The organism is Streptomyces sp. NPDC039736 (genome assembly GCF_055596485.1).
This window is the reverse complement of the sequence record NZ_JBVIUQ010000002.1, coordinates 832,954-853,766: the sequence shown is the minus strand read 5'-3', so window position 1 is coordinate 853,766 and position 20,813 is coordinate 832,954. Positions and strand designations below refer to the sequence as shown.

Genomic DNA, 20,813 nt, shown 5'->3' with positions numbered 1-20,813 from the left:
TTCTCACGTGTCGCCGGGTGATCAGCCGGTGTTGCGCAGACCCGCCGCCACGCCGTTGACGGTGAGCAGCAGGGCGCGGGCGAGGAGCGGGTCGGGCTCCTGGCCGGCGGCCGCCGCGTCGCGCTGGCGCTTGAGCAGGGCGACCTGGAGGTAGGAGATCGGGTCCAGGTAGGCGTCGCGGATGGCGAAGGTCTGCTGGAGGACCGGGCTGGTGTCCAGCAGCTCGCTGCCGCCGGTGATCCTGAGCACTTCCTGCACGGTCAGCGCGTGCTCGGCCTCGATGCTGTCGAAGACGTGCTTGAGCTCGTCGGGGACGAGCGTGTCGACATAGTGACGTGCGATGCGCAGGTCGGTCTTGGCGAGGGTCATCTCCACGTTGGAGAGGAAGTTGCGGAAGAAGTGCCAGCGTTCGTGCATTTCCTCCAGGACGCTCTCCAGGCCGGCCTCGCGCAGCGCCTTGAGGCCGGAGCCGACGCCGTACCAGCCGGGGACGATCTGGCGGGACTGGGTCCAGCCGAACACCCAGGGGATGGCGCGCAGGCCGTCGAGGGAGACGCCGGAACCGGGGCGGCGGGAGGGCCGTGAGCCCAGGTGCAGGTCGGCGAGCTGGTCGACGGGGGTGGAGGCGAGGAAGTACGTCGGCAGGTCGGGGTCCTCGACCAGCTTGCGGTACGCGGTGTGGGCGGCCTCGGAGACGGTGTCCATGGCGGCGTCCCAGCGGGCGAGCGCCTCGTCGGACTGGCGGGGGGCGGTGTGCAGGGCGGACGCCTGGAGGGTGGCGGCGACCGTCAGCTCCAGGTTCTCGCGGGCCAGCGACGGCACGAGGTACTTGTCGGAGATGACCTCGCCCTGCTCGGTGACCTTGATCTCGCCCTCCAGCGTTCCCCACGGCTGGGCGAGGATCGCGTCGTGGGAGGGGCCGCCGCCGCGGCCGACGGTGCCGCCGCGGCCGTGGAAGAGGCGCAGGCGCACGCCGTACCGGTGGGCGACGTCGCGCAGGCGGCGCTGGGCGCGGTGGATCTCCCACTGGGAGGTGGTGATGCCGCCGAACTTGGAGGAGTCGGAGTAGCCGAGCATGACCTCCTGCACGTCACCGCGCAGGGAGACGAGTCGACGGTACGAGGGGTCGGCGAGCATCTCGTCGAGGATGACGTCGGCGGCGCGCAGCTCGTCGGTGGTCTCCAGCAGCGGCACGATGCCGATCTTCGCCCAGCCGGCGTGCAGGTCGACCAGTCCGGCCTCGCGGGCCAGCACGGCGGCGGCGAACACGTCGTCGGCGCCCTGGCACATGGAGATGATGTACGACTCGATGACCTCGGGCCCGAAGCGCTCCAGGGCCTCCCTGACGGTGAGGAACACCCCGAGGGTCTTCTCGCCGTCCTTGTCGAGGGGCGCCGGCACGGGGGCGAGGGGCCGCCGGGAGCGGAGTTCCTTGGCGAGGAGCTTCTGCCGGTACTCGCGGGGCATGTCGGCGTAGCGCCATGACTCCTCGCCGAGGCGGTCGAAGAGCTGGCCGAGGGCGTGGTGGTGGGCGTCGGCGTGTTCGCGCACGTCCATGGTGGCGAGCTGGAGGCCGAACGCGGCGAGCGTGCGGATGGTGCGGTCCATGCGGCCGTCGGCGAACAGGCCCGCCTTGTGCTCGCGCAGCGAGGTCTGGATGAGGGTGAGGTCGTCGATGAGCTGGCCGGTGCCGAGGTAGTCGCAGCCGGGGCGGTGGGGCGCGCCCTTGGCGAGGCGCTCGCGGGTGTTGACGAGCTTCTGCCGGATGCAGGTGGCCTTGAGCCGGTAGGGCTCCTCGGCGTTGAGGCGCTTGTAGCGGGGGCTGATCTCGGGGAGGTGCTCCAGGTCAGCCCGGAGGGACTCCAGCAGTTCGTCTGTGGCGCCGGTGTAGCGGATCGAGTTCGACAGTTGTCCGCGCAGCTTGTCGACCAGTTGCAGGGCGTCCTCGATGCCGTGCTCGTGCTGGAGGATCAGGACGTCCCAGGTGACGGCCGGGGTGACGTTGGGGTTGCCGTCGCGGTCGCCGCCGATCCAGGTGCCGAAGGTGAGGGGGCGCGTGCCGGCGGGGAGCTGGACGCCGACGCGCTCCAGTTCGGCGGCGAGGTCCTCGAGGACGTCGCCGACGGCGTTGGCGTGCAGTTCGTCCAGGTAGTAGATGGCGTTGCGGGCCTCGTCCGCGGGTTCGGGACGTACGACGCGCAGCTCGTCGGTCTGCCAGATCAGGTCGATGTTCTCGGCGAGGCGGACGTCCTGGCGGCGGCGGTCGGAGGCGATGACCGGGGTTTCCAGCAGTTCGGCGATGCGGCGCAGCTTGTTGAGGACGGAGCGGCGCGCGGCCTCCGTGGGGTGGGCCGTGAAGACGGGCCGCACGTTCAGGTTCTTGACGGTCTGCTGGAGGTGCTCGGGGTCGGCGTCCTTCAGCAGGTCGGCGGTGCGGGCCAGCAGCCCGCCCTCCTGGGCGCGCAGTTCGCGCATCTCGCGCCCGCGGTGCACCTGCTCGGTGACGTTCGCAAGGTGGAAGTAGGTGGAGAAGGCCCGCACGAGGCGCGCGGCGGTTTCCAGGTCGGTGTCGCCGAGCAGTTCTGCTGCGGCTTCGCCGTCGGTACGGGTCAGGGCCCGGACCCGCTCCACGAGCTCCAGCAGCTCGGGGCCCTCCTGCCGCACGAGCGTCTCGCCGAGGAGGTCGCCCAGTCGGCGGATGTCGGCGCGCAGCTCGGGGCTGGTGTTGGGGGTCTGGTCGGCACTGCTCACAGGTGCGGCTCCTTGCAGTGGGGATTACGCGAACGGCAGGAACTCGGACCGCGCTGTCCGACGCGTCCAGGATATGTGTCCACTCATTCGGGTACTCGCCGACCTCGTGTGGCGGGCCGCACATTCCGGTGCGGGTCCGGCCGCGCGATTCCGGGCCCCGTCGGCCTCGTGCGGCGGGCTTCACCGCTGCCATACTTACGATGCCGTAGGTTACGGAACCGTAGCCAAGGCGTCAGCCGCTTCCTCACCCCCCAGGGGACCTTCATGACCCTCAGCCCCGGTCTACTCAATGAGGACCAGGAGTCTTCCGACGGCAGCACGCCGTCCGCCGGCTCCTCCACCACTTCCGTCACTCCGGTGCCGCTGGCGACGCGCGGCGGGGAGTCGAAGCGCTCCATCGAACAGATCGCGTTGCTCCTGTTCATCATCGTCCCCTTCGTGGCGCTCCTCGCGGCGATTCCGCTCGCCTGGGGCTGGGGGGTGAGCTGGCTCGACCTGGGCCTGCTGGTGTTCATGTACTACCTGGGCTGCCACGGCATCACGATCGGCTTCCACCGCTACTTCACGCACGGCAGCTTCAAGGCCAGGCGTCCGCTGCGCATCGCGCTGGCGATCATGGGGTCGATGGCGGTGGAGGGGCCCCTGGTCCGCTGGGTGGCCGACCACCGCAAGCACCACAAGTTCTCGGACGCGGAGGGCGACCCGCACTCGCCGTGGCGCTTCGGCGAGGACCTGCCGTCCCTGATGAAGGGGCTGTGGTGGGCGCACATCGGCTGGATGTTCGACGAGGAGCAGACGTCGCAGGAGAAGTACGCCCCGGACCTGATCAAGGACCCGGCGATCAGCCGCATCTCGCGCGACTTCATCTACTGGACGATGCTCTCGCTGGCGATCCCGCCGCTGGTCGGCGGCCTGGTCACGATGTCCTGGTGGGGCGCGTTCACCGCGTTCTTCTGGGGTTCGCTGGTGCGCGTGGCGCTGCTCCACCACGTGACGTGGTCCATCAACTCCATCTGCCACGCGGTCGGCAAGCGGCCGTTCAAGTCCCGGGACCGCTCGGGCAACGTGTGGTGGCTGGCGGTCCTCTCCTGCGGCGAGTCCTGGCACAACCTGCACCACGCGGACCCGACGTCGGCGCGGCACGGCGTGATGAAGGGTCAGGTCGACTCCTCGGCGCGGCTCATCCGCTGGTTCGAGCAGGCGGGCTGGGCGTACGACGTCCGCTGGCCGACGGCGTCGCGGCTGGCCTCCCGGCGCAAGGGACAGGACGCCCCGGACAAGACCAACGCGACAGAAACGGCATGATGGAGCCTGTGGCGACCGAAGGCAGCAGCACCTCAGGTACGAATCCGAGCGCGAGCGGCGACAAACCCCGCACCGTGCCGCGGCGGGCCCGCCGTGTCCGCATGACGGGCGCGGAACGCCGCGAACAGCTGCTGGACATCGGCCGCACCCTGTTCGCGGCGAAGGGCTTCGAGGGCACGTCGGTGGAGGAGATCGCGGCGAAGGCCGGCGTCTCGAAGCCGGTCGTCTACGAGCACTTCGGCGGCAAGGAGGGCCTGTACGCGGTGGTGGTGGACCGCGAGATGCGGTCCCTCCTGGACATGGTGACCAGCGCCCTGACCGCCGGCCACCCCCGCGAGCTCCTGGAGCAGGCCGCGTTCGCCCTCCTCGACTACATCGAGACGTACACGGACGGCTTCCGCATCCTGGTCCGCGACTCCCCGGTCGCCCAGTCCACCGGCACCTTCGCCTCGCTGATCTCCGACATCGCCACTCAGGTCGAGGACATCCTCGGCCTGGAGTTCAAGGCCCGCGGCTTCGACCCGAAACTGGCCCCGCTGTACGCCCAGGCACTGGTCGGCATGGTGGCGCTCACGGGCCAGTGGTGGCTGGACGTCCGCAAGCCGAAGAAGGCGGAGGTCGCCGCCCACCTGGTGAACCTCTCCTGGCACGGCCTGGAGAACCTGGAGTCGAAGCCACGGCTCATAGGACACCGCAGGAACTGAGCGGTGTCGCTCGACGCTCGTGCTTGTGCTCGTGTGCTCGTACGAAGGGGCCGCGCCCGGTGTGCACCGGGGGCGGCCCCTTCTTGCTGCGCTCACGCCCCGGTGAGGTCGCTCCCGATGACGAAGCCCCCGGCGGGCCCGGACGGAACGACGGCGTCCTTGCCGTACGGGACGCGGTGCTCGTCGGTGTACGCGGCCTTCGCCGGGTCGGGCGAGGTGAGCACGACGACCGCCCCGTCCCCGTCGAAGTCGTCCACGAGGACGTACACGGGGGTTCCGGCACGGGCGTACTCGCGGCGCTTGCGGACGCGGTCGCGCTGGGTGTTCTGGCGGCCGGGGGAGACGACCTCGATGACCGTGCGGACACCGGACGCCGTGATTCCGTAGCCGTCCTCGTCGCCGACCGCTTCCATGTCAATGGGGGCGACCACGAGGTCGGGCTGCCAGGCCTTGCGGCCGTGGAGGACGATGACGCCGGCCCAGACCTGGTGGCCCTGCCCGGTCAGGTGTCCGTCCAACGCGCGGCAGAGGCGGTTGAGGAGCACTCCGTGCCGCAGGCTCCCGACCGCCGAGATCTCGATGGCGCCCTCCACGACCTCGCCGCGACAACCCTCCGGGAGGTCCATGGCCTCCCAGGCCCGCCACAGGACTTCGTCCAGTTCGGCGGCGGAGCCGTCGCTCATGACCGGAGACTCCTCGTGTGCGCGTACGTCATCCTGCGCCTCCTTCCGCCAACCGAGGCTAGGCGTCGGAACCGACGTACGCTCCGGAACGGCCGTCCTCCATCCGCACGAGTGAACATGCCCCGGGCATATCCCAGCCCACTCACTCCCGGCCGAGCACCCCCTCCAGGTGGTACCCGAGCACCGTCTCCGCCGCCTCCACCGTCCGCAGGCCGAGGGCCACGTCGACGCCCAGGCCGGTGGCCAGGGCCCAGCAGATGTCCGCGTCGACACGGGGGTCGCCGGTGGCTTGCTTTCCCCGTTCGGTGCGGGCACCGGCGATCAGGCCGGCCGTGAGGTCGAGGAGTTCGCCGTCATCGGGCGCCATCGCCCGCGCCAGCGCCGGATCGGAGACCGCCCGCCCGAAGACGGCCACCGACAGCCGCAGCAGCCTGGCTCCCTCCTCGTCCCGGCCGAGCATCGCGTACAGGCACTCCCGCAGGATCACCTCCGCGGACGCCTCCTCCCCCGCCGCGGCGGCCTTCACCGAGGTCTCGATGCGGGCGTTGAGCGCGGCCACCGCCCGGGTGACCGCGTCCCGGACCATCTCCTCCCGCGAGGCGTGGTAGTGCTGCACCTGCCCCATGGACACCCCGGCCTCGGCCGCGACCTTCCGCAAGGTCACGCCCTCCAGCCCCTCGCGCAGCGTCAGCTCCCACACGGCCTCGGCCAGCCGCTGCCTGCGGTCCTCGTGGTCCACCACCTTGGGCATGAACGCACCCACCTCCTTTTCCCATGCGATCGCATTGCATCCGCCCCCGCCGCTCAATACAATGCAAGCGCATTGTATTAGCCGCGTGTCCGCGCAGGGAAAGGCAGTACGCCATGAAGTTCGACATTCTCCAGATCATCGGTGCGGTGCTGGTGGTCGTCGGTGGCCAGGGCGCGATCCGCCTGCTGATCGACCACGACAACACCGGCCTCCTCGGCGGCCTGGGCGCCCCCTTCACCGTCAACCTGGTCACGTACCTGACGGCCACCCTCTTCGGCGTGATCCTCGCGGGCTGGGCCCACGACCGCGCGAAGGCGCTGGGCCGCCGCGGGTGACGCCGCCGCGAGTCCGCCAGGCGTGATCGCCCCCATGGACAGCCCCGACCCGCAGCTCACGAGCGTTTCGGAGAGCGGGGCGCGTCACTCTTTGTGAGTACGTGCCGCGATCTCGGCCGCTACCGTGAGGGAGCAGGCCCAGAATCCCGTCCATGGGAGGAATCACCATGACCGCCGAGCCGATCGCCGAGTCGTCGGGTTGCCGTTGGCCGGTGCCGCCGCAGGACGGCTACACCGTGGACGACCTTTTCACGCTGCCCGATCTCCCGCCGCACACCGAGATGATCGACGGGAGTCTGGTTTTCGTGAGTCCGCAGCGGGATTTCCACAGCACGATGATCGACCTGCTGGTGACCGGCCTGCGCAGCAGCGTTCCCGCCGATCTGAAGGTGCGACGGGAGATGACCGTGGTGCTCGACCGCCGCAACGGTCCCGAGCCCGACGTCTCGATCGTCCGGGCCGAAGCCGTCACCAGCACGGAGCAGACCCGTTACCAGGCGGCCGACCTCCTCCTCGCCGTCGAAGTCGTCTCCCCCGACTCCGAGTCCCGCGACCGCGACACCAAGCCGCGCAAGTACGCCGCGGCCGGCATCCCGCATTTCTGGCTCGTCGAGATGACCGGCGCCGACCAGCACCCCGTCGTCCGCGTCTACGAACTCGACCCCCTGACGAAGACGTACGCGCTGACCGGCATCCACCACGACCGGCTCAAGGTCGGCGTGCCGTACGGGATCGACGTCGACATCTCGCTCGACGCCCTCAGGACGCTGTGAGCCGTTCCAGGAACTCCAGCCGGTTGCCGGCCGGGTCCTCGGAGTAGAAGCGCCTGTGGCCCGGGAGGCCGTCGTCCCAGAGGACCGTCGCCCCGTGCCCGGCCAGGCGCGCGCCGTACGCCTCGATGTCCGTGACCCGGATTCCCGGGTGGGCCTTCTTCGCCGGGCGGAAGCCGTCCTCCACGCCCAGGTGGAGCCGCACCCCGCCCGCCTCGAACCAGCAGCCGCCCCGCGCCGCCAGCAGCGGCGGCTTGGGGATCTCCCGCATGCCGAGCACCGTGACGTAGTACGCGCGCAGCTCGGGCTCCGAGCCGACGGGCGCGGCGAGCTGGACGTGGTCGAGGGCGGCGATCACCGGCGGGTTCCGATCGCGAAGATGCGGCGGAAGGGGAAGACCGTGCCGGCGGGGGTGGGCGGGTAGGCCGTGCGGAGGGCCGCTGCGTAGGAGGCGGTGAAGGCCGCCGCCGCTTCCGGGTCGTCGGCCAGGGCGGTGAGGACCGGGCGCAGGGCGGTGCCCTTGACCCAGTCGAGGACGGGGTCCTCGCCGGGGAGGAGCTGGAGGTAGGTGGTCTCCCAGACGTCCGCCGCGCAGCCGAGGGAGGTGAGGAGGGAGAGGTAACGGGCCGGGGTCTCCACCGCGCCCGACCGGTCGCCGACGCCCGACAGGCGGGAGCGCCAGCGGGGCGACTCGCGCAGCTCCGCCAGGATCGTGTGGCTCGGGGCGTCGAAGTTGCCGGGGACCTGGAAGGCGAAGGTGCCGGTGGGGGTGAGGCCCTCCAGCCAGGCGGGGATGAGCGCGGTGTGGCCGGGGACCCACTGGAGGAGCGCGTTGGAGACGATCAGGTCGTACGAGGCGGGGGCCGGCGCCCACGTCGTCGCGTCGGCACGGGCGAAGGTCAGGCGGTCGGTGGCGTGCTCGGCCGCGCGGGCGAGCATCTGCGGGGAGTCGTCGAAGCCCGTCACCCGGGCGTTCGGCCAGCGGTCGGCGAGCAGGCGGGTCACGTTGCCCGCCCCGCAGCCGAGGTCGGCGATGCGGGCGGGGTCGCGGGGCGGCGCGATGCGGGCCAGGAGGTCGAGGAAGGGGCGGGTGCGGTGGCCCGCGTGGCGGAGGTACTGGGCGGGGTCCCAGACGGGGGAGGAGTCACGGGCGGTCATGCCGGCAAGCGTGACCGCAAAAGTGTCTTGATGTCAAGAGACTTGATCTGAAGAGACTTCATGTCGACAGACCCCCTACACTGATCCGCATGGAGGACGAGGTCGACCGACTGGTCGCAGCATGGCGCCGAGAGCGCCCCGACCTCGACGTGGAGCCGCTTGAGGTGCTCAGTCGGGTGTCCCGTCTGGCGCGCCATCTCGACCGGGCGCGCCGGCTGGCGTTCTCCGAGCACAGCCTGGAGCCGTGGGAGTTCGACGTCCTGACCTCGCTGCGGCGGGCCGGGGACCCGTACCAGCTCTCCCCCGGGCAACTGCTGACCCAGACGCTCGTCACGTCCGGGACGATGACCAACCGCATCGACCGGCTCGCGAAGAAGGGCCTGGTGGAGCGGCTGCCCGATCCCAGTGACCGGCGGGGCGTGCTGGTGCGGCTGACCGACGAGGGGCGGGACCGGGCCGACCAGGCGCTCGCGGGGCTGCTGGCGCAGGAGCGCGCGATCCTGGGCAAGCTGTCGCGCGCGCAGCGGGGTGAACTGGCCGGTCTGCTACGCCAGTTGACCGCCCCGTTCGACAACGTCCCCGGGAACTAGGTCCGCGGGTCCGACCCCGGCGCGGCGCGCCAGGGCGACGGCGGCGAGCGTGGAGTGGACGCCCAGTTTGCCCAGCACGTTCTGCATGTGGGTGCGGACCGTGTGGGGCGAGAGGAAGAGGCGTTCGGCGACGGCCTTGCGGCCGAGGCCGGCGACCATGCAGCGCAGCACCTCCCGCTCGCGCGGGGTCAGGGACTCCACCAGGCGTTCGCTCTCCGTGCGGTGCTTGCGGGCGGCGGTCAGCTCGCGGAGCACTCCGGTCAGCAGAGCGGGCGGCAGATGGGTCTCGTCGCGCAGGACGCCCCGGATGACGGCCAGCAGGCGTTGCAGCGAGCAGTCCTTGGCGACCCAGCCGGACGCTCCGGCCTGGAGGGCGAGGGCGGCCCGGCGCGGGTCGTCCTTCTCCGCGAGGACGACGGTGCGCACGCCCGCGTGTCCCGTACGGACACCCGCGACCAGGGAGATGCCGTCGACCAGGCCGTCCTGGTCGGCGCCCGGGTGGTCGGGGACGGCCACCGGATGGTGGTTCGGGTGACCGCTCAGCGGCAGGGCGGCGCCGAGGTCGGCGTCGATGAGCATCACGTCGAAGGTGCGGCCCTCCGCCGCTCCCCGTTCCAGACAGCGGAGGGCGACGGGGCCGCTGCCCGCTGCCGCCACGTCGACGTCGGGCTCCGCCGCGAGGGCGGCAGCCAGCGACTCGGCGAAGATGCGGTGGTCGTCGACCACCAGGACCCGGATTCGAACCACTGCCTCAGACACCCCCATGGGTCGGAGGACGGACATGCGCGGACGCGGCGCTCGGGAAGGGGACTCGGGTGGTGCGGGTGCGTGCACGGCCGCCGCCGTGCGGTGCGATCCCTACCCCTGCCCCGGGCGCCGTATCCGACTGTCTCGCCCCCTGATCAGCATCGGCCCCCACCGGTGCTCAAGCCTCAGAGTACGGGCGGGGGCGTTGATCGGAAGGGTATTTGCAGAAGTGTTTGGCCTCGGGGGCCGACGTGGGATCGGCGTGTGGGGTTGTGGCGGAAGGAGAGAGGAGATGGCCCTTCCGTGCACGGGTCCCGGCCCTTTCCTGTCGTACTCCCGTGGCTGGTCGAGGCCAGTGGACCGGGCTCCCGCGCCTGGTCGAGGTCAGCGGACCGGGCTCCCGCGCCTGGTCGAGGTCAGCGGACCGGGCTCCCGGGGCTGGTCGGGGTCAGTGGACGCGGTGCGCGCCCCGTGACGGCGCCGCCGGGAAGATCCCCGGGGCGGCATGGCCCGCCGCGGCGAACGCCGAAGTGAGGGCCTCGGCCACGGCCGGGGCGGCGGCCGTCTCGGTGAGGACGACGGCGGAGCCGCCGAAGCCGCCCCCGGTCATCCGCGCGCCCAGCGCCCCGGCCTCCGCCGCCGCCGAGACCACCAGGTCCAGCTCCGGGCAGGAGACGCGCAGGTCGTCGCGGAGCGAGGCGTGCCCCTCGGCCAGGATCTCCCCGAGACCGCGCGGGTCGCCCGCGTCCAGGCAGGCCACCGCCCGCTTCACCCGGTGGTTGTCGGTGACGACGTGGCGCACGTAGCGGCGCACGCGTTCGTCGCCCAACTTGCCGAGGTGTGCGTCCAGTTCCTCGTACGGGACGTCCCGCAGCCGGGACACGCCCAGTTGCCGGGCCCCCTCCTCGCAGCCCTCCCGGCGTTCCGCGTACGCCCCGTCGCCCAGCGCGTGCTGGACCCGGGTGTCGACGACCAGCAGCTCCAGCCCCTGGGCGGCCAGGTCGAAGGGAACCTGGCGCCGGGTCAGGTCCCGGGTGTCGAGGTGGAGGGCGTGACCGGCCTCGCAGCACGCGGAGGCGGTCTGGTCCATGATGCCGGTCGGCACTCCGACGAAGCGGTTCTCCGCCCGCTGGCAGAGCAGCGCCAACTCGGGCCGTGACACCGGCAGTCCGTGGAGGTCGACCAGGGCGAGGCCGACCGACACCTCCATCGCCGCCGAGGAGGAGAGGCCCGCGCCGGTCGGCACGGTGGAGCGCAGGTGCACGTCCGCGCCGCCCGCCACCTCCTCGTGGCCCGCTTCGAGCAGCGCCCAGACGACTCCCGCCGGATACGTCCACCAGCCGCCGCCCGGCCGGGGGGCGAGGTCGGCGACGCGCACCTCCGTGACGCCCGCCTCGATGTCGCCGGAGTGCAGCCGCAGCAGCCCGTCCGTGCGGCGGGCGACGGCGACCCGGGCGGTGTGCGGGAGGGCGAACGGCATCACGAAGCCGTCGTTGAAGTCCGTGTACTCGCCGATCAGGTTGACCCGGCCGGGGGCCGCCCAGACGCCCTCGGGCGCGGAACCGTACAACGCGGCGAATTCCGCGGTGGGTTCGGCCGTGCTCATACCCGCTCCCCCTCGCTCCGCCTGTCCTGGGCGAAGCGCCACGCGTCGCCGATGATGTCCGTCAGTTCCGTGCGGGAGGGCCGCCAGCCCAGCAGGGTGCGGGCCCGGTCGGCCGAGGCGACCAGGGTGGCCGGGTCGCCGCCGCGGCGCGGGCCGACGACCTCCGGGATCGGGTGGCCGGTGACCTCGCGGGCGGCGTCGATGACTTCGCGCACCGAGAAGCCCGTGCCGTTGCCCAGGTTGCAGATGTGGTGCGTGCCCGGCTGGGCGGCGGTGAGGGCGAGGAGGTGGGCCTCGGCGAGGTCGGCGACGTGGATGTAGTCGCGGACGCAGGTGCCGTCGGGGGTCGGGTAGTCGTCGCCGTGGACGGAGACGGAGTCGCGGCGGCCCTGGGCGACCTGGAGGACGATCGGGACGAGGTGCGACTCGGGGTCGTGGCGTTCGCCCGAGCTCCCGTACGAACCGGCGACGTTGAAGTAGCGCAGCGAGACGGCGGCCAGGCCGTGCGCCGCGCACTCACCGGCGATCATGTGGTCCACGGCGAGCTTCGAGGCGCCGTACGGGCTGGTGGGGGCGGTCGGGCAGTCCTCCGTGACGGGCGTGACGGCGGGTTCGCCGTAGGTGGCGGCGGTGGAGGAGAAGACGAGGCGGCGCACGGCGGCCTCCCGCATGGCGGCGAGCAGGTCCAGGGTGCCGCCGACGTTGTTGCGCCAGTACTTCTCCGGGTCGGCGACGGACTCGCCCACCTGGGAGAACGCGGCGAAGTGCAGGACCCCGTCGTAGGAGGCGTCCAGCACCCGCCCCGCGTCCTGGACGCGGCCCTCGACGAACCGCGCACCGGCGGGGACGCCCGCGCGGAAACCGGTCGAGAGGTCGTCCAGGACGGTCACCTCGTGGCCGGCCTCCAGCAGGTGGGCCGCCACCACGCTTCCGACGTATCCGGCGCCCCCGGTCACCAGGTACTTCACTCAGCTCGCCACCTCTCGGATCCGCTGCGCCGCGCTCTCCGGCGACACGTCGTTGATGAAAGCACCCATTCCGGATTCGGAGCCCGCGAGGACCTTCAGCTTGCCGGTGGTGCGCCGCACGGTGAACAGCTCCAGGTGCAGGGCGAAGTCCGCGCGCAGGGGGTGCCGGAAGGGGGCCTGGTGCCAGGCCGAGATGTACGGCGTCGGAGGCTGGCCGGGGCCGAAGATGCGGTCGAAGCGGCGCAGCAACTCCAGGTAGAGGGACGGGAGTTCGGCGCGGGCGGCGTCGTCCAGGGAGCGGAGGTCGGGGACCCGGCGCAGCGGGTAGAGATGGACTTCGTACGGCCAGTGCGCGGCGTACGGGACGAAGGCGACCCAGTGTTCACCCGCAAGGACGACGCGGCGGCCGTCGGCGCGTTCACGGGCGACCACGTCGTCGAAGAGGTTGGCGCCCGGGGTGCGCTCGGCGTGCGCCGCGAGGGAGCGGAGCATCAGGGAGGTGCGCGGGGTGACGTAGGGGTAGCCGTAGATCTGGCCGTGCGGGTGGCCGAGGGTGACGCCGATCTCGGCGCCCCGGTTCTCGAAGCAGAACACCTGTTCCACGGCGGGGAGTCGGGCGAGTTCGGCCGTACGGTCCGTCCAGGCCTCGACGACGAGGGCGGCCTGTTCCTCGGTGAGGTCGGCGAAGGAGGCGTCGTGGTCGGAGGTGAAGCAGACCACCTCGCAGCGTCCGGAGTCGCCGGCCAGGGAGGGGAAGCGGTTCTCGAAGACGGCGACCTCGTAGTCGGCGGCCGGGATCTCGCTCTCGTGGCCCGGCCGGGTGGGGCAGAGCGGGCAGGCGTCGGCGGGCGGCAGATAGGTGCGGTCCTGGCGGTGCGAGGCGACGGCGACGCTGTCGCCGAGCAGGGCGTCGTACCGGATCTCGGACGCGGTGGCGACGGGGGTGAGGGGGCGCCGGTCGACGGCGTCGCGGACGCGGCCGTCCGCCGTGTCGTAGTAGAGGAGTTCCCGCCCGTCGGCGAGCCGGGTCGACGTCTTCTTCACTGCCACCTCATCCACCCACAACCACCAACAGAAACGAACACAACAAACCACAGGCGCACAGCATCGTCAATGCGGTGCGCCCGTGGGCACGTCGGTCGGCGCGTCGGGCCCGGCCGGGCGGCCCCGGCGGGCGGCCCCGGCGGACGGCACGGAACCGCTAGGACTCCCGCTGCGGCAGGGTCGCCCGGTCGAGCAGCCCGGTGCGGGCCGCGAGCGCCGCCGCCTCCAGCCGGGACCCGACGCCGAGCTTCATCAGGACGCGCTGGACGTGGGTGCGCGCGGTGCTGGGCGCGATGCCCATGCCCGCCGCGATCAGCCGGGTGTCCTCCCCGTCGGCGACCCGCACCAGCACCTCCACCTCGCGCGGGGTGAGCAGGTGCAGCAGCCGCTGCCCCTCGTCGTCGGGCTGGGCGGCGGGGTTGAGCAGCTCGGCGAAGGCCCCGTGCAGGAGGCCGGGCGCGATCGCCGCCTCCCCCGCCCGCGCCTTCACCATGGCGCGCTCGACGCCCTCTATGCGCTCGTCGTGGCGTACGTATCCGGCCGCCCCGGCGGCGAAGGCCGCGGCGATGCCGCGGGGGCTGGGAACGGGGCCGAGGACGACCACCGCGACCTGGGGGCGCTCGCGTCTGATCCGTACGATCGGGTCGAAGGCGCCCGGCGCCGCCGGGGTCGCCGTGCCGAACAGGCAGACCTCCGGGGCCCGGCTCACCACGAGTTCGGCCGCGCCCGCGGTGGGCGCGGCGGCGGCGAGCACGCGGTGCCCGCGGAGCTTGAGGGCGGAGGCGAGCGCCTCGGCCAGCAGGCGGTGGTCGTCGACGACCATGAGCCGCACACCCATCGGACAACCCCCACTTTCCCCCAGAAGCAGGCCCCCCGGCCTCCTGACCCGGCAAGCTACACGCTTGTTCGACGTTGCGCGCCCCCTACCCGCGAGAAGCCACTCGAAGTTGCCAAATGCCCGCGTTCGGCGTGCAGTTGGACTGATCACGCGGTAGCCGCCGGTCGCGCGGTCCTCCGGGCCCGGACGGCGGAAGGGGCGGTGGCGGACGTGCCGCCACCGCCCCTCCTGCCACCGCCTACTTCGCCGGCACGAAGGCCAGCGCCAGGAACTTCCTGGACGACGACGGGTCAGCGCTGATCAGTTGGGTGCCCATGTACAGGCGGCCCTTGTGGAACTTGACCTCTTCCAGCTTGATCGTCATGCTCTGCTCCGCGTCCCGCACCGCGCGGTCGGCCGGGTTGTCCAGCAGCACGGTCTGCTTGCCGGAGCCGCCGTCGATGCTGGCGACCTGACCGCCCTTGTCGTACGGCGGGAACTTGTAGACGAGCAGGTTTCCGCCGTCCATCCGCAGCGGCACCATCGTGTACCGCTCGCCCGACGCGAAGTTGTCGGTGGTGGGCTTGCCGGTGGCGAGGTCGAAGGAGACGATCTCGTTGGTGCGGCCGGTCTCGGCCTGGCCCTTGTGCTCGACGGTGGACAGGTAGACGCGGCCGTTGCCGACGGCGATCTTGGTGCAGTTGCCGACGTCGTCCAGGTCGCACTCGATGGTGAACTTCGAGCTGTCCACGCCGATCTGGGCACGCTGCTTGCCGGTCTTCTCGTCGATCGAGAAGAGGTGGCTCATGCGGGTCTTGTACTCGCCCGACTCACCGACGTTGGCGCCGACGACCAGCGGCTTGGTGGAGACCACCGAGACGTACTTGGACGCCGCCGGCATCTTGAAGGTGCTGATCGGCGCACCGGTCGCGGTGTTGAGGTTCTGGATGAGGTACGACTGGTCGTCGAAGTTGCCGCACTGGCGCACCGCGATCAGGTTGGCGCCGCCCGCGTAGCCGACGTCGTTGCACTGGTCGGCGGAGGCCTTGGGGGCCCACCGCACCGCGCCGTCGGCCAGGGCGAGGCCGCCGCCGCCGGACACGCCGGCCGCGGCCACCGTGTCGCCGGAGATGGTGACCATCTCCAGGCGCTCCTTGCGGTCGCCCTCCGGGAAGCTCTTCTGCCAGAGCAGCTTGCCCGCGTTGAGGTCGATCAGGCCGACCTCGGTGCAGGAGGCGATCTTCTCGCCGGGCTGCTTCTTGCCCTGGAAGACGATCGCGGCCTTGTTGTCCGGGGTGACCTGGAGGGAGCCGCCGCAGGGCGAGCCGTCGAGCGGGAGCTTCCACTTCTCGGTGCCGTTCACCGGGTCGTACCCGATGACGCTGTCCACGGCGCTCTTGGCGTACACCGTGTCGGTGGCCCAGGAGCCGCGGACGGTGGTGATCTCCTTGACGACCGGCAGCGGGACCTGGAAGCCGACCTTCGCCGTGGTGACCGGCGGGGCCTGCTCCTTGCCCGCGCCGTCCGGGGCCTTGGGGGAGTCGCCGCCCTTCGCACCGCCGCCGCCGGTGGAGTTGCCCGCGACGTCCTCGGGCTCGTCGCCGCTGGTGGCCTTGTAGACGACGCCGGCGGCGACGATCACGACGACGGCGACGACCGCCGCGATGATGATCTTGAGCTGGTTGGACAGGCCGCCGCCGTTGCCGCTGCCGCCCTGGACGACCGTGCCCGGGGCCGGGCCCTGGGGCGGGTGCATGCTGTACGAGGCGGGCTGGCCGGGCTGCTGGCCGGGGTAGCCGTAGCCGGGCTGCTGCTGGCCGCCGTACGGGTTCGGCTGGGGCTGACCGGGCTGTCCCGGGTAGCCGTAACCGGCCGGCGGAGCCTGCGGGGGCCGGCCCGGAGCGGCCGGCGGCGGCGCGGGAGCGCCCTGCGGGGGCTGGGGGTAGCCGTAGGCGGGCTGGCCGGGCTGCTGGCCCGGCGGGGGCGGGGTGGGTGCGCCGAAGCCGTCGGCCGGCGGCGGGACGGGGGCTCCGAAACCGCCCGCGGGCGGCGGGGTCGGGGCGCCGAAGCCCTCCGCCACGGTGGGCGGCGGCGGCGACTGCGGCGGCGTGTCCTGCGGGGCGGGCCGGTGGCCCGGCTCGGGGGACTTGCCGAACGGGGAGGGCTGGGGTGCCCCCTCCCCGTTCTGCGGGGGCTGGTTGGGCGGTTGCGTCATGGTGGTTCTACCTCTGGGCCGGTGGGGACGAAGGGGGGTGGCAGGTCGAAGGCGCGCGGGCCTTCACACGTCGTGGCGGGCGCGGGCCCCGGACGTCGGGAGGGGTACGGGCTCCCGGACGCCGGGACGGGCGCGAACCCTCGGACGTCGGGACGGGCGCGGGGCGGGGCCGGCCGCGAGGGGCCGCGCTCCCGCCCCGCGCACCTCAGTTGCCGAAGGCCAGAATGGCCTGCGGCTTCTCGTCGTCCTTGCCGGAGATCCGGTCGGAGGACATGAACAGCCGGCCGCCCTCGTAGGCGATCCGCTTGGAGAACATGGTCCGCTCGATCGCCGACACCGACGCCGGGTGCCTGAGCACGGGAGCCGGGCTGCCGCCCGCCACCGGGACCTTCACCAGGCCGCCGGCCTTGTCGTACGACGGCTCGGTGTACGCGAAGACGCTGCCGTTCTCGACCTTCAGCGGCGTCATCGCGACGCCGTCGCCCTTCGAGGTCCACTTCCGCTTGCCGGTGCTGACGTCGTAGGCGCGGATCTCGTTGCTGCGGCCGGAGCCGAGGCCGCTGCCGGACTTGGGCTCGCTCGACACGTACAGGGTGTTCTGGTCGGCGGCGACGCCCGAGCAGTCCTGGAGGCCGGACTTCAGGATGGCCCAGCCGCACTGGAGGTCGGGCAGCTCCTCACCCACGGCGAGCTGCGCGCCCAGCGTCCCGTTCGGCTTGATGAAGGAGATGTTGCCCGCCTCCTTCTTGCCCTTCTCCAGGTAGAGCACGATCGGGTCGACCGACAGGACGCGCTTGATGGTCCACTTCGGATCGACCTTCCAGGCCCACTTGGTCCTGCCGGTGACCGGGTCGATCTCGCTGAGCTGCGAGGTGGCCTGGTCGGGCTTTCCGCAGGCGTCGACCGTGAGCATTTTGGCCGCGGAGGAGGCGAACCCGTCCCTGCGGCACCCGGCGGTCCGCACGTCGCCGAAGAGCTTCGAGCCGTCGCTGATCCGGAAGGCGCTGGGGAAGGTGCGCTCGGCCACGACCGTGTCGCCGGAGACCACGAGGTCCTCGACGTCGCCGTCGAAGAGGTTCTCCTTCGCGACCTCCTTGCGCCACCCGGCCTTGCCGGTCTTCAGGTCGACCTGCTGGAGCTGGTTGCAGTCGCCGCTCTCGCCGTTGGTCTTCTTGACCCCGATGACGATCTTGTCGTCCTTGCCGACGGTCTTCGGCGCGACGCACACCTCGGTCGGGAACGGCAGTTCCCAGCGCTTCTTGCCGTCGGCCGCCCCGTACGCCGTCATCTTCTTGTAGTACGTGTGGATGACGGTGTCGCCGACGAACCACATCGGCATCACCTTCCCGCCGCCGCTCGGCAGGTCGACGTCGTTGGCGTGGTTCCACAGGACCTTGGAGTCGCCGGGCTGGCGGCCCGCGTTGAGGTCCGCGCCCCCGTCGCGGCCCGGGGCGTCGCCGCCGTTGCCCTTGCCGTCGCCCTTGTCGACACTGGGGGCGGCGGAGGGGTCGGCCGCGCCGGTGGGCTTGGCGACGGGTTCCTCCTCGCCCCCGGAGACCAGGTAGACGCCGCCCGCGATGACGATCAGGGCGGCCACGGCCGCGCCGACGACCAGCATCAGCTTCTGCTTGTTCTGCGGGCCACCGCCGCCGCCCGGACCGGGCGCGCCCGGGTAGCCGGGAGGCTGCTGCGGCGGCTGGCCGGGGTAGCCGTAGCCGGGCTGGGGCTGCTGGCCGTACGGATTCGGCTGGCCGGGCTGGCCGGGCTGGCCGGGCTGGCCGGGGTAGCCGTAGCCCTGCGTCGGCTGCGTCGCGTACGGATTCTCCGCGGCCGGCGGCGGCGTCTGCGGGTAGCCGTAGCCGGGCTGGACGCCCGGGGGCGGACCCTGCGGCGGCTGCGGCGCTCCGGACGGCGGTCCCGGAGGCGGGCCCTGCGGAGCCCCGGCGGGCGGGGTCTGCGGGTCCTGCGGTGCGCCGAAGCCCCCCTGCGGCGGCTGGTTGGGCGGCTGAGACATCAGCACTTACCTCTTCACACGGGTGTCCCGCCGCCCGGTCGGTCTCCCCCGCGATTCCGGGCGGTCAAACCCCCCGGAAAGGAGCGAATCGGGCTTGGGTCCCGTAGATCTACGACAGTCGAGCGGGGCTTCTTTCTATCACCGGAGTCACCTCGGACAAGGGGCCGGTCCGCCCCTGTTCCCAAGGGAGGACCGGCCTGTGATGCGCTCGTTATGAGGTCTGTACGTCTTCTCTACGACCGGCCCGGACCCCGGAACCACCTGACGGGATGCCAGATTTCGGGACCCCGCGGACCCGGCGGCTCAGGCGTCCTCGGCCAGCTCCAGCCAGCGCATCTCCAACTCGTCGCGCTCGCCGATCAGTTTGCGCAGCTCGGCGTCGAGCTCGGCGACCTTGCCGAAGTCGGTGGCGTTGTCGGCGATCTGCGCGTGCAGCACGGTCTCCCGCTCGGACATCTTGCTGAGCTGCCGCTCGATCCGCTGGAGCTCCTTCTTGGCGGCCCGCTGGTCGCCGGAGGACTTCTCCGGCTTCGCGGCGGACGCGGCCACCGGGGCGGGGGCCGCGGCGACGGCGGCCGCGACGACCTGCCGGCGGCGCTCCAGGTACTCGTCGAGGCCGCGCGGCAGGTTGCGCAGGCTGGCGTCGCCGAGCAGCGCGAACACCTTGTCGGTGGTGCGCTCGATGAAGAACCGGTCGTGCGAGATCACGACCATGGACCCGGGCCAGCCGTCGAGGAGGTCTTCAAGCTGGGTGAGGGTCTCGATGTCGAGGTCGTTGGTGGGCTCGTCGAGGAAGAGGACGTTCGGCTCGTCCATGAGGAGGCGCAGGATCTGCAGCCGGCGGCGCTCACCGCCGGAGAGGTCGCCGACCGGCGTCCACTGCTTCTCCTTGGTGAAGCCGAACTGCTCGCAGAGCTGCCCGGCGGTCATCTCCCGGCCCTTGCCGAGGTCGACGCGGTCGCGGACCTTCTGCACGGCCTCCAGCACGCGCAGGTTCGGGTCGAGCTCGCCGACCTCCTGGGAGAGGTACGCCAGCCTGACGGTCTTGCCGACGACGATCCTCCCGGCCGCTGGCTGCGCGTCGCCCTGGGTGCGGGCGGCCTCGGCGAGGGCGCGCAGCAGGGAGGTCTTGCCCGCGCCGTTGACGCCGACCAGGCCGACGCGGTCGCCGGGGCCGAGCTGCCAGGTGAGGTGCTTCAGGAGGACCTTGGGGCCGGCCTGGATCGTCACGTCCTCCAGGTCGAAGACGGTCTTGCCGAGCCGGGCGTTGGCGAACTTCATCAGCTCGCTGGTGTCGCGGGGCGGCGGCACGTCGGCGATCAGCTCGTTCGCCGCCTCGATGCGGTAGCGGGGCTTGGAGGTGCGGGCGGGGGCGCCGCGCCGCAGCCAGGCCAGCTCCTTGCGCATCAGGTTCTGTCGCTTCGTCTCCTCGGTGGCGGCGATGCGCTCGCGCTCGGCGCGGGCGAAGACGTAGTCGCTGTAGCCGCCCTCGTACTCGTGGACGGCCCCCCGCTGCACGTCCCACATGCGGGTGCACACCTGGTCGAGGAACCAGCGGTCGTGGGTCACGCAGACGAGCGCGGACCGGCGCGACTGGAGGTGCTTGGCGAGCCAGCTGATGCCCTCGACGTCGAGGTGGTTGGTGGGCTCGTCGAGGACGATGAGGTCCTGGTCGGCGATGAGCAGCTTCGCGAGCGCGATGCGCCGGCGCTCGCCGCCGGACAGCGGACCGATGACGGTGTCCAGGCCCTGCCCGAAGCCGGGGAGGTCGAGACCGCCGAAGAGTCCGGTCAGTACGTCGCGGATCTTGGCGCTGCCCGCCCACTCGTGGTCGGCCATGTCGCCGATGACCTCGTGGCGGACGGTGGCGGCGGGGTCCAGGGAGTCGTGCTGGGTGAGCACGCCCAGCCGCAGGCCGCCGACGTGGGTGACGCGGCCGGAGTCGGCCTCCTCCAACTGGGCGAGCATGCGGATCAGGGTGGTCTTGCCGTCGCCGTTGCGGCCGACGACGCCGATCCGGTCGCCCTCCGAGACGCCGAGGGAGACGCCGTCGAGCAGGGCGCGGGTGCCGTACACCTTGCTGACTGCCTCGACATTGACCAGGTTGACGGCCATGAGTGGGTGCTCCAGGGGGCGGGGACGGATAGACCTCCCAGCCTAGTCGGCACGGGGAGGTGCCCCGGGGAGCGGGGGCGGAGGCCGTGGCCGGGCGGGGGCGGAGGGCGCCCGGGGGGCTGTGGCGGCGGCGCGGGGAGCGGGGGCGGGAGTGCCGGACAGGGACACCCGAACGGGCGTATCGAAGGCTCCCCGGCGGGCCGGAGCCGCCCGCCGGCGTTCTGCTGGTTCCGTACCCCC

18 protein-coding genes are annotated in these 20,813 nt (G+C 72.1%); 5 read left to right on the top strand and 13 right to left on the bottom strand.

From position 1 onward, the window contains the following. Nucleotides 1–21: 21 nt before the first annotated feature. A complete protein-coding gene (gene ppc / locus ACZ56L_RS08855; protein WP_345222130.1) occupies nt 22–2,751 on the bottom strand; it encodes a phosphoenolpyruvate carboxylase in 2,730 nt (909 codons plus the stop codon). Between the two features lie 264 nt (nt 2,752–3,015). On the opposite strand from ppc, the gene ACZ56L_RS08850 reads away from it, so the two are divergent. Both ACZ56L_RS08850 and ACZ56L_RS08845 read left to right on the top strand, forming a co-directional pair. Then, complete coding sequence (locus tag ACZ56L_RS08850; RefSeq protein ID WP_471062691.1) at nt 3,016–4,056, top strand: acyl-CoA desaturase; 1,041 nt, start codon at nt 3,016–3,018, stop codon at nt 4,054–4,056. Further along, entirely contained in the window at nt 4,053–4,760 is a 708-nt protein-coding gene (locus ACZ56L_RS08845) for a TetR family transcriptional regulator (RefSeq protein ID WP_471062689.1), read from the top strand. The genes ACZ56L_RS08850 and ACZ56L_RS08845 overlap by 4 nt, the downstream gene beginning before the upstream one ends. Nucleotides 4,761–4,852: 92 nt before the next feature. On the opposite strand, the gene ACZ56L_RS08840 is transcribed toward ACZ56L_RS08845, so the two are convergent. Both ACZ56L_RS08840 and ACZ56L_RS08835 read right to left on the bottom strand, forming a co-directional pair. Next, the gene (locus ACZ56L_RS08840; RefSeq protein ID WP_471062687.1) at nt 4,853–5,443 is read right to left on the bottom strand and encodes a Uma2 family endonuclease; all 591 of its coding nucleotides are present in this window, start codon (nt 5,441–5,443) and stop codon (nt 4,853–4,855) included. A 142-nt stretch (nt 5,444–5,585) separates the two neighbouring features. Next, nucleotides 5,586–6,194 carry a TetR/AcrR family transcriptional regulator gene (locus tag ACZ56L_RS08835; protein ID WP_471062685.1) on the bottom strand — a complete coding sequence of 203 codons (609 nt, stop codon included), beginning with the start codon at nt 6,192–6,194 and terminating at the stop codon, nt 5,586–5,588. Nucleotides 6,195–6,307: 113 nt separating this feature from the next. Between ACZ56L_RS08835 and ACZ56L_RS08830 the strand changes: the two genes are divergently transcribed. Further along, nucleotides 6,308–6,529 (top strand): hypothetical protein, encoded by a 222-nt coding sequence (locus tag ACZ56L_RS08830; protein ID WP_468687558.1) that lies wholly within the window; start codon nt 6,308–6,310, stop codon nt 6,527–6,529. Between the two features lie 167 nt (nt 6,530–6,696). Continuing rightward, nucleotides 6,697–7,302, top strand: coding sequence for a Uma2 family endonuclease (locus ACZ56L_RS08825; RefSeq protein ID WP_468687725.1), 606 nt, complete (start codon nt 6,697–6,699; stop codon nt 7,300–7,302). Here the strand turns inward: ACZ56L_RS08825 and ACZ56L_RS08820 are convergent. Both ACZ56L_RS08820 and ACZ56L_RS08815 read right to left on the bottom strand, forming a co-directional pair. Then, nucleotides 7,289–7,657: a VOC family protein gene (locus ACZ56L_RS08820; RefSeq protein WP_401754112.1), complete on the bottom strand. Its 369-nt coding sequence runs from the start codon at nt 7,655–7,657 to the stop codon at nt 7,289–7,291. The genes ACZ56L_RS08825 and ACZ56L_RS08820 overlap by 14 nt on opposite strands. After that, entirely contained in the window at nt 7,654–8,457 is an 804-nt protein-coding gene (locus ACZ56L_RS08815; protein ID WP_471062682.1) for a trans-aconitate 2-methyltransferase, read from the bottom strand. The genes ACZ56L_RS08820 and ACZ56L_RS08815 overlap by 4 nt, the downstream gene beginning before the upstream one ends. Before the next feature lie 89 nt (nt 8,458–8,546). Between ACZ56L_RS08815 and tamR the strand changes: the two genes are divergently transcribed. Then, nucleotides 8,547–9,047 carry a MarR family transcriptional regulator TamR gene (gene tamR / locus ACZ56L_RS08810; protein ID WP_471062680.1) on the top strand — a complete coding sequence of 167 codons (501 nt, stop codon included), beginning with the start codon at nt 8,547–8,549 and terminating at the stop codon, nt 9,045–9,047. Here the strand turns inward: tamR and ACZ56L_RS08805 are convergent. The 8 genes from ACZ56L_RS08805 to ACZ56L_RS08770 all read right to left on the bottom strand — a co-directional run bounded on the left by ACZ56L_RS08805 (nt 9,003) and on the right by ACZ56L_RS08770 (nt 20,573). Beyond that, nucleotides 9,003–9,794: a LuxR C-terminal-related transcriptional regulator gene (locus tag ACZ56L_RS08805; protein ID WP_471062679.1), complete on the bottom strand. Its 792-nt coding sequence runs from the start codon at nt 9,792–9,794 to the stop codon at nt 9,003–9,005. The genes tamR and ACZ56L_RS08805 overlap by 45 nt on opposite strands. Before the next feature lie 448 nt (nt 9,795–10,242). Further along, nucleotides 10,243–11,400, bottom strand: a complete 1,158-nt coding sequence (gene galK / locus ACZ56L_RS08800; protein ID WP_468687550.1) for a galactokinase — start codon at nt 11,398–11,400, stop codon at nt 10,243–10,245. Beyond that, complete coding sequence (gene galE / locus ACZ56L_RS08795; RefSeq protein WP_345222098.1) at nt 11,397–12,368, bottom strand: UDP-glucose 4-epimerase GalE; 972 nt, start codon at nt 12,366–12,368, stop codon at nt 11,397–11,399. The genes galK and galE overlap by 4 nt, the downstream gene beginning before the upstream one ends. Beyond that, complete coding sequence (gene galT, locus ACZ56L_RS08790) at nt 12,369–13,412, bottom strand: galactose-1-phosphate uridylyltransferase (RefSeq protein ID WP_345222095.1); 1,044 nt, start codon at nt 13,410–13,412, stop codon at nt 12,369–12,371. A 157-nt stretch (nt 13,413–13,569) separates the two neighbouring features. Then, nucleotides 13,570–14,250 (bottom strand): helix-turn-helix transcriptional regulator, encoded by a 681-nt coding sequence (locus tag ACZ56L_RS08785; RefSeq protein ID WP_345222092.1) that lies wholly within the window; start codon nt 14,248–14,250, stop codon nt 13,570–13,572. A gap of 238 nt (nt 14,251–14,488) precedes the next feature. Beyond that, nucleotides 14,489–16,444, bottom strand: a complete 1,956-nt coding sequence (locus ACZ56L_RS08780; RefSeq protein WP_471062675.1) for an outer membrane protein assembly factor BamB family protein — start codon at nt 16,442–16,444, stop codon at nt 14,489–14,491. Between the two features lie 205 nt (nt 16,445–16,649). Beyond that, nucleotides 16,650–18,458: an outer membrane protein assembly factor BamB family protein gene (locus tag ACZ56L_RS08775; protein ID WP_471062673.1), complete on the bottom strand. Its 1,809-nt coding sequence runs from the start codon at nt 18,456–18,458 to the stop codon at nt 16,650–16,652. Nucleotides 18,459–18,761: 303 nt separating this feature from the next. Further along, on the bottom strand, nt 18,762–20,573 hold the full coding sequence (locus tag ACZ56L_RS08770; RefSeq protein ID WP_471062671.1) for an ABC-F family ATP-binding cassette domain-containing protein: 1,812 nt from the start codon (nt 20,571–20,573) through the stop codon (nt 18,762–18,764). Nucleotides 20,574–20,813: the final 240 nt, after the last annotated feature.

Excerpts from the sequence above, each read along its gene's own strand:
- ACZ56L_RS08830 (WP_468687558.1), top strand. The coding sequence starts at position 6,308 with ATGAAGTTCGACATTCTCCAGATCATCGGTGCGGTGCTGGTGGTCGTC.
- ACZ56L_RS08780 (WP_471062675.1), bottom strand. The coding sequence starts at position 16,444 with ATGACGCAACCGCCCAACCAGCCCCCGCAGAACGGGGAGGGGGCACCC.
- ACZ56L_RS08815 (WP_471062682.1), bottom strand. The coding sequence starts at position 8,457 with ATGACCGCCCGTGACTCCTCCCCCGTCTGGGACCCCGCCCAGTACCTC.
- ACZ56L_RS08785 (WP_345222092.1), bottom strand. The coding sequence starts at position 14,250 with ATGGGTGTGCGGCTCATGGTCGTCGACGACCACCGCCTGCTGGCCGAG.
- ACZ56L_RS08840 (WP_471062687.1), bottom strand. The coding sequence starts at position 5,443 with ATGAGCGACGGCTCCGCCGCCGAACTGGACGAAGTCCTGTGGCGGGCC.
- galK (WP_468687550.1), bottom strand. The coding sequence starts at position 11,400 with ATGAGCACGGCCGAACCCACCGCGGAATTCGCCGCGTTGTACGGTTCC.
- ACZ56L_RS08835 (WP_471062685.1), bottom strand. The coding sequence starts at position 6,194 with ATGCCCAAGGTGGTGGACCACGAGGACCGCAGGCAGCGGCTGGCCGAG.
- ACZ56L_RS08850 (WP_471062691.1), top strand. The coding sequence starts at position 3,016 with ATGACCCTCAGCCCCGGTCTACTCAATGAGGACCAGGAGTCTTCCGAC.
- ACZ56L_RS08775 (WP_471062673.1), bottom strand. The coding sequence starts at position 18,458 with ATGTCTCAGCCGCCCAACCAGCCGCCGCAGGGGGGCTTCGGCGCACCG.
- tamR (WP_471062680.1), top strand. The coding sequence starts at position 8,547 with ATGGAGGACGAGGTCGACCGACTGGTCGCAGCATGGCGCCGAGAGCGC.
- ACZ56L_RS08845 (WP_471062689.1), top strand. The coding sequence starts at position 4,053 with ATGATGGAGCCTGTGGCGACCGAAGGCAGCAGCACCTCAGGTACGAAT.
- ACZ56L_RS08770 (WP_471062671.1), bottom strand. The coding sequence starts at position 20,573 with ATGGCCGTCAACCTGGTCAATGTCGAGGCAGTCAGCAAGGTGTACGGC.
- ACZ56L_RS08825 (WP_468687725.1), top strand. The coding sequence starts at position 6,697 with ATGACCGCCGAGCCGATCGCCGAGTCGTCGGGTTGCCGTTGGCCGGTG.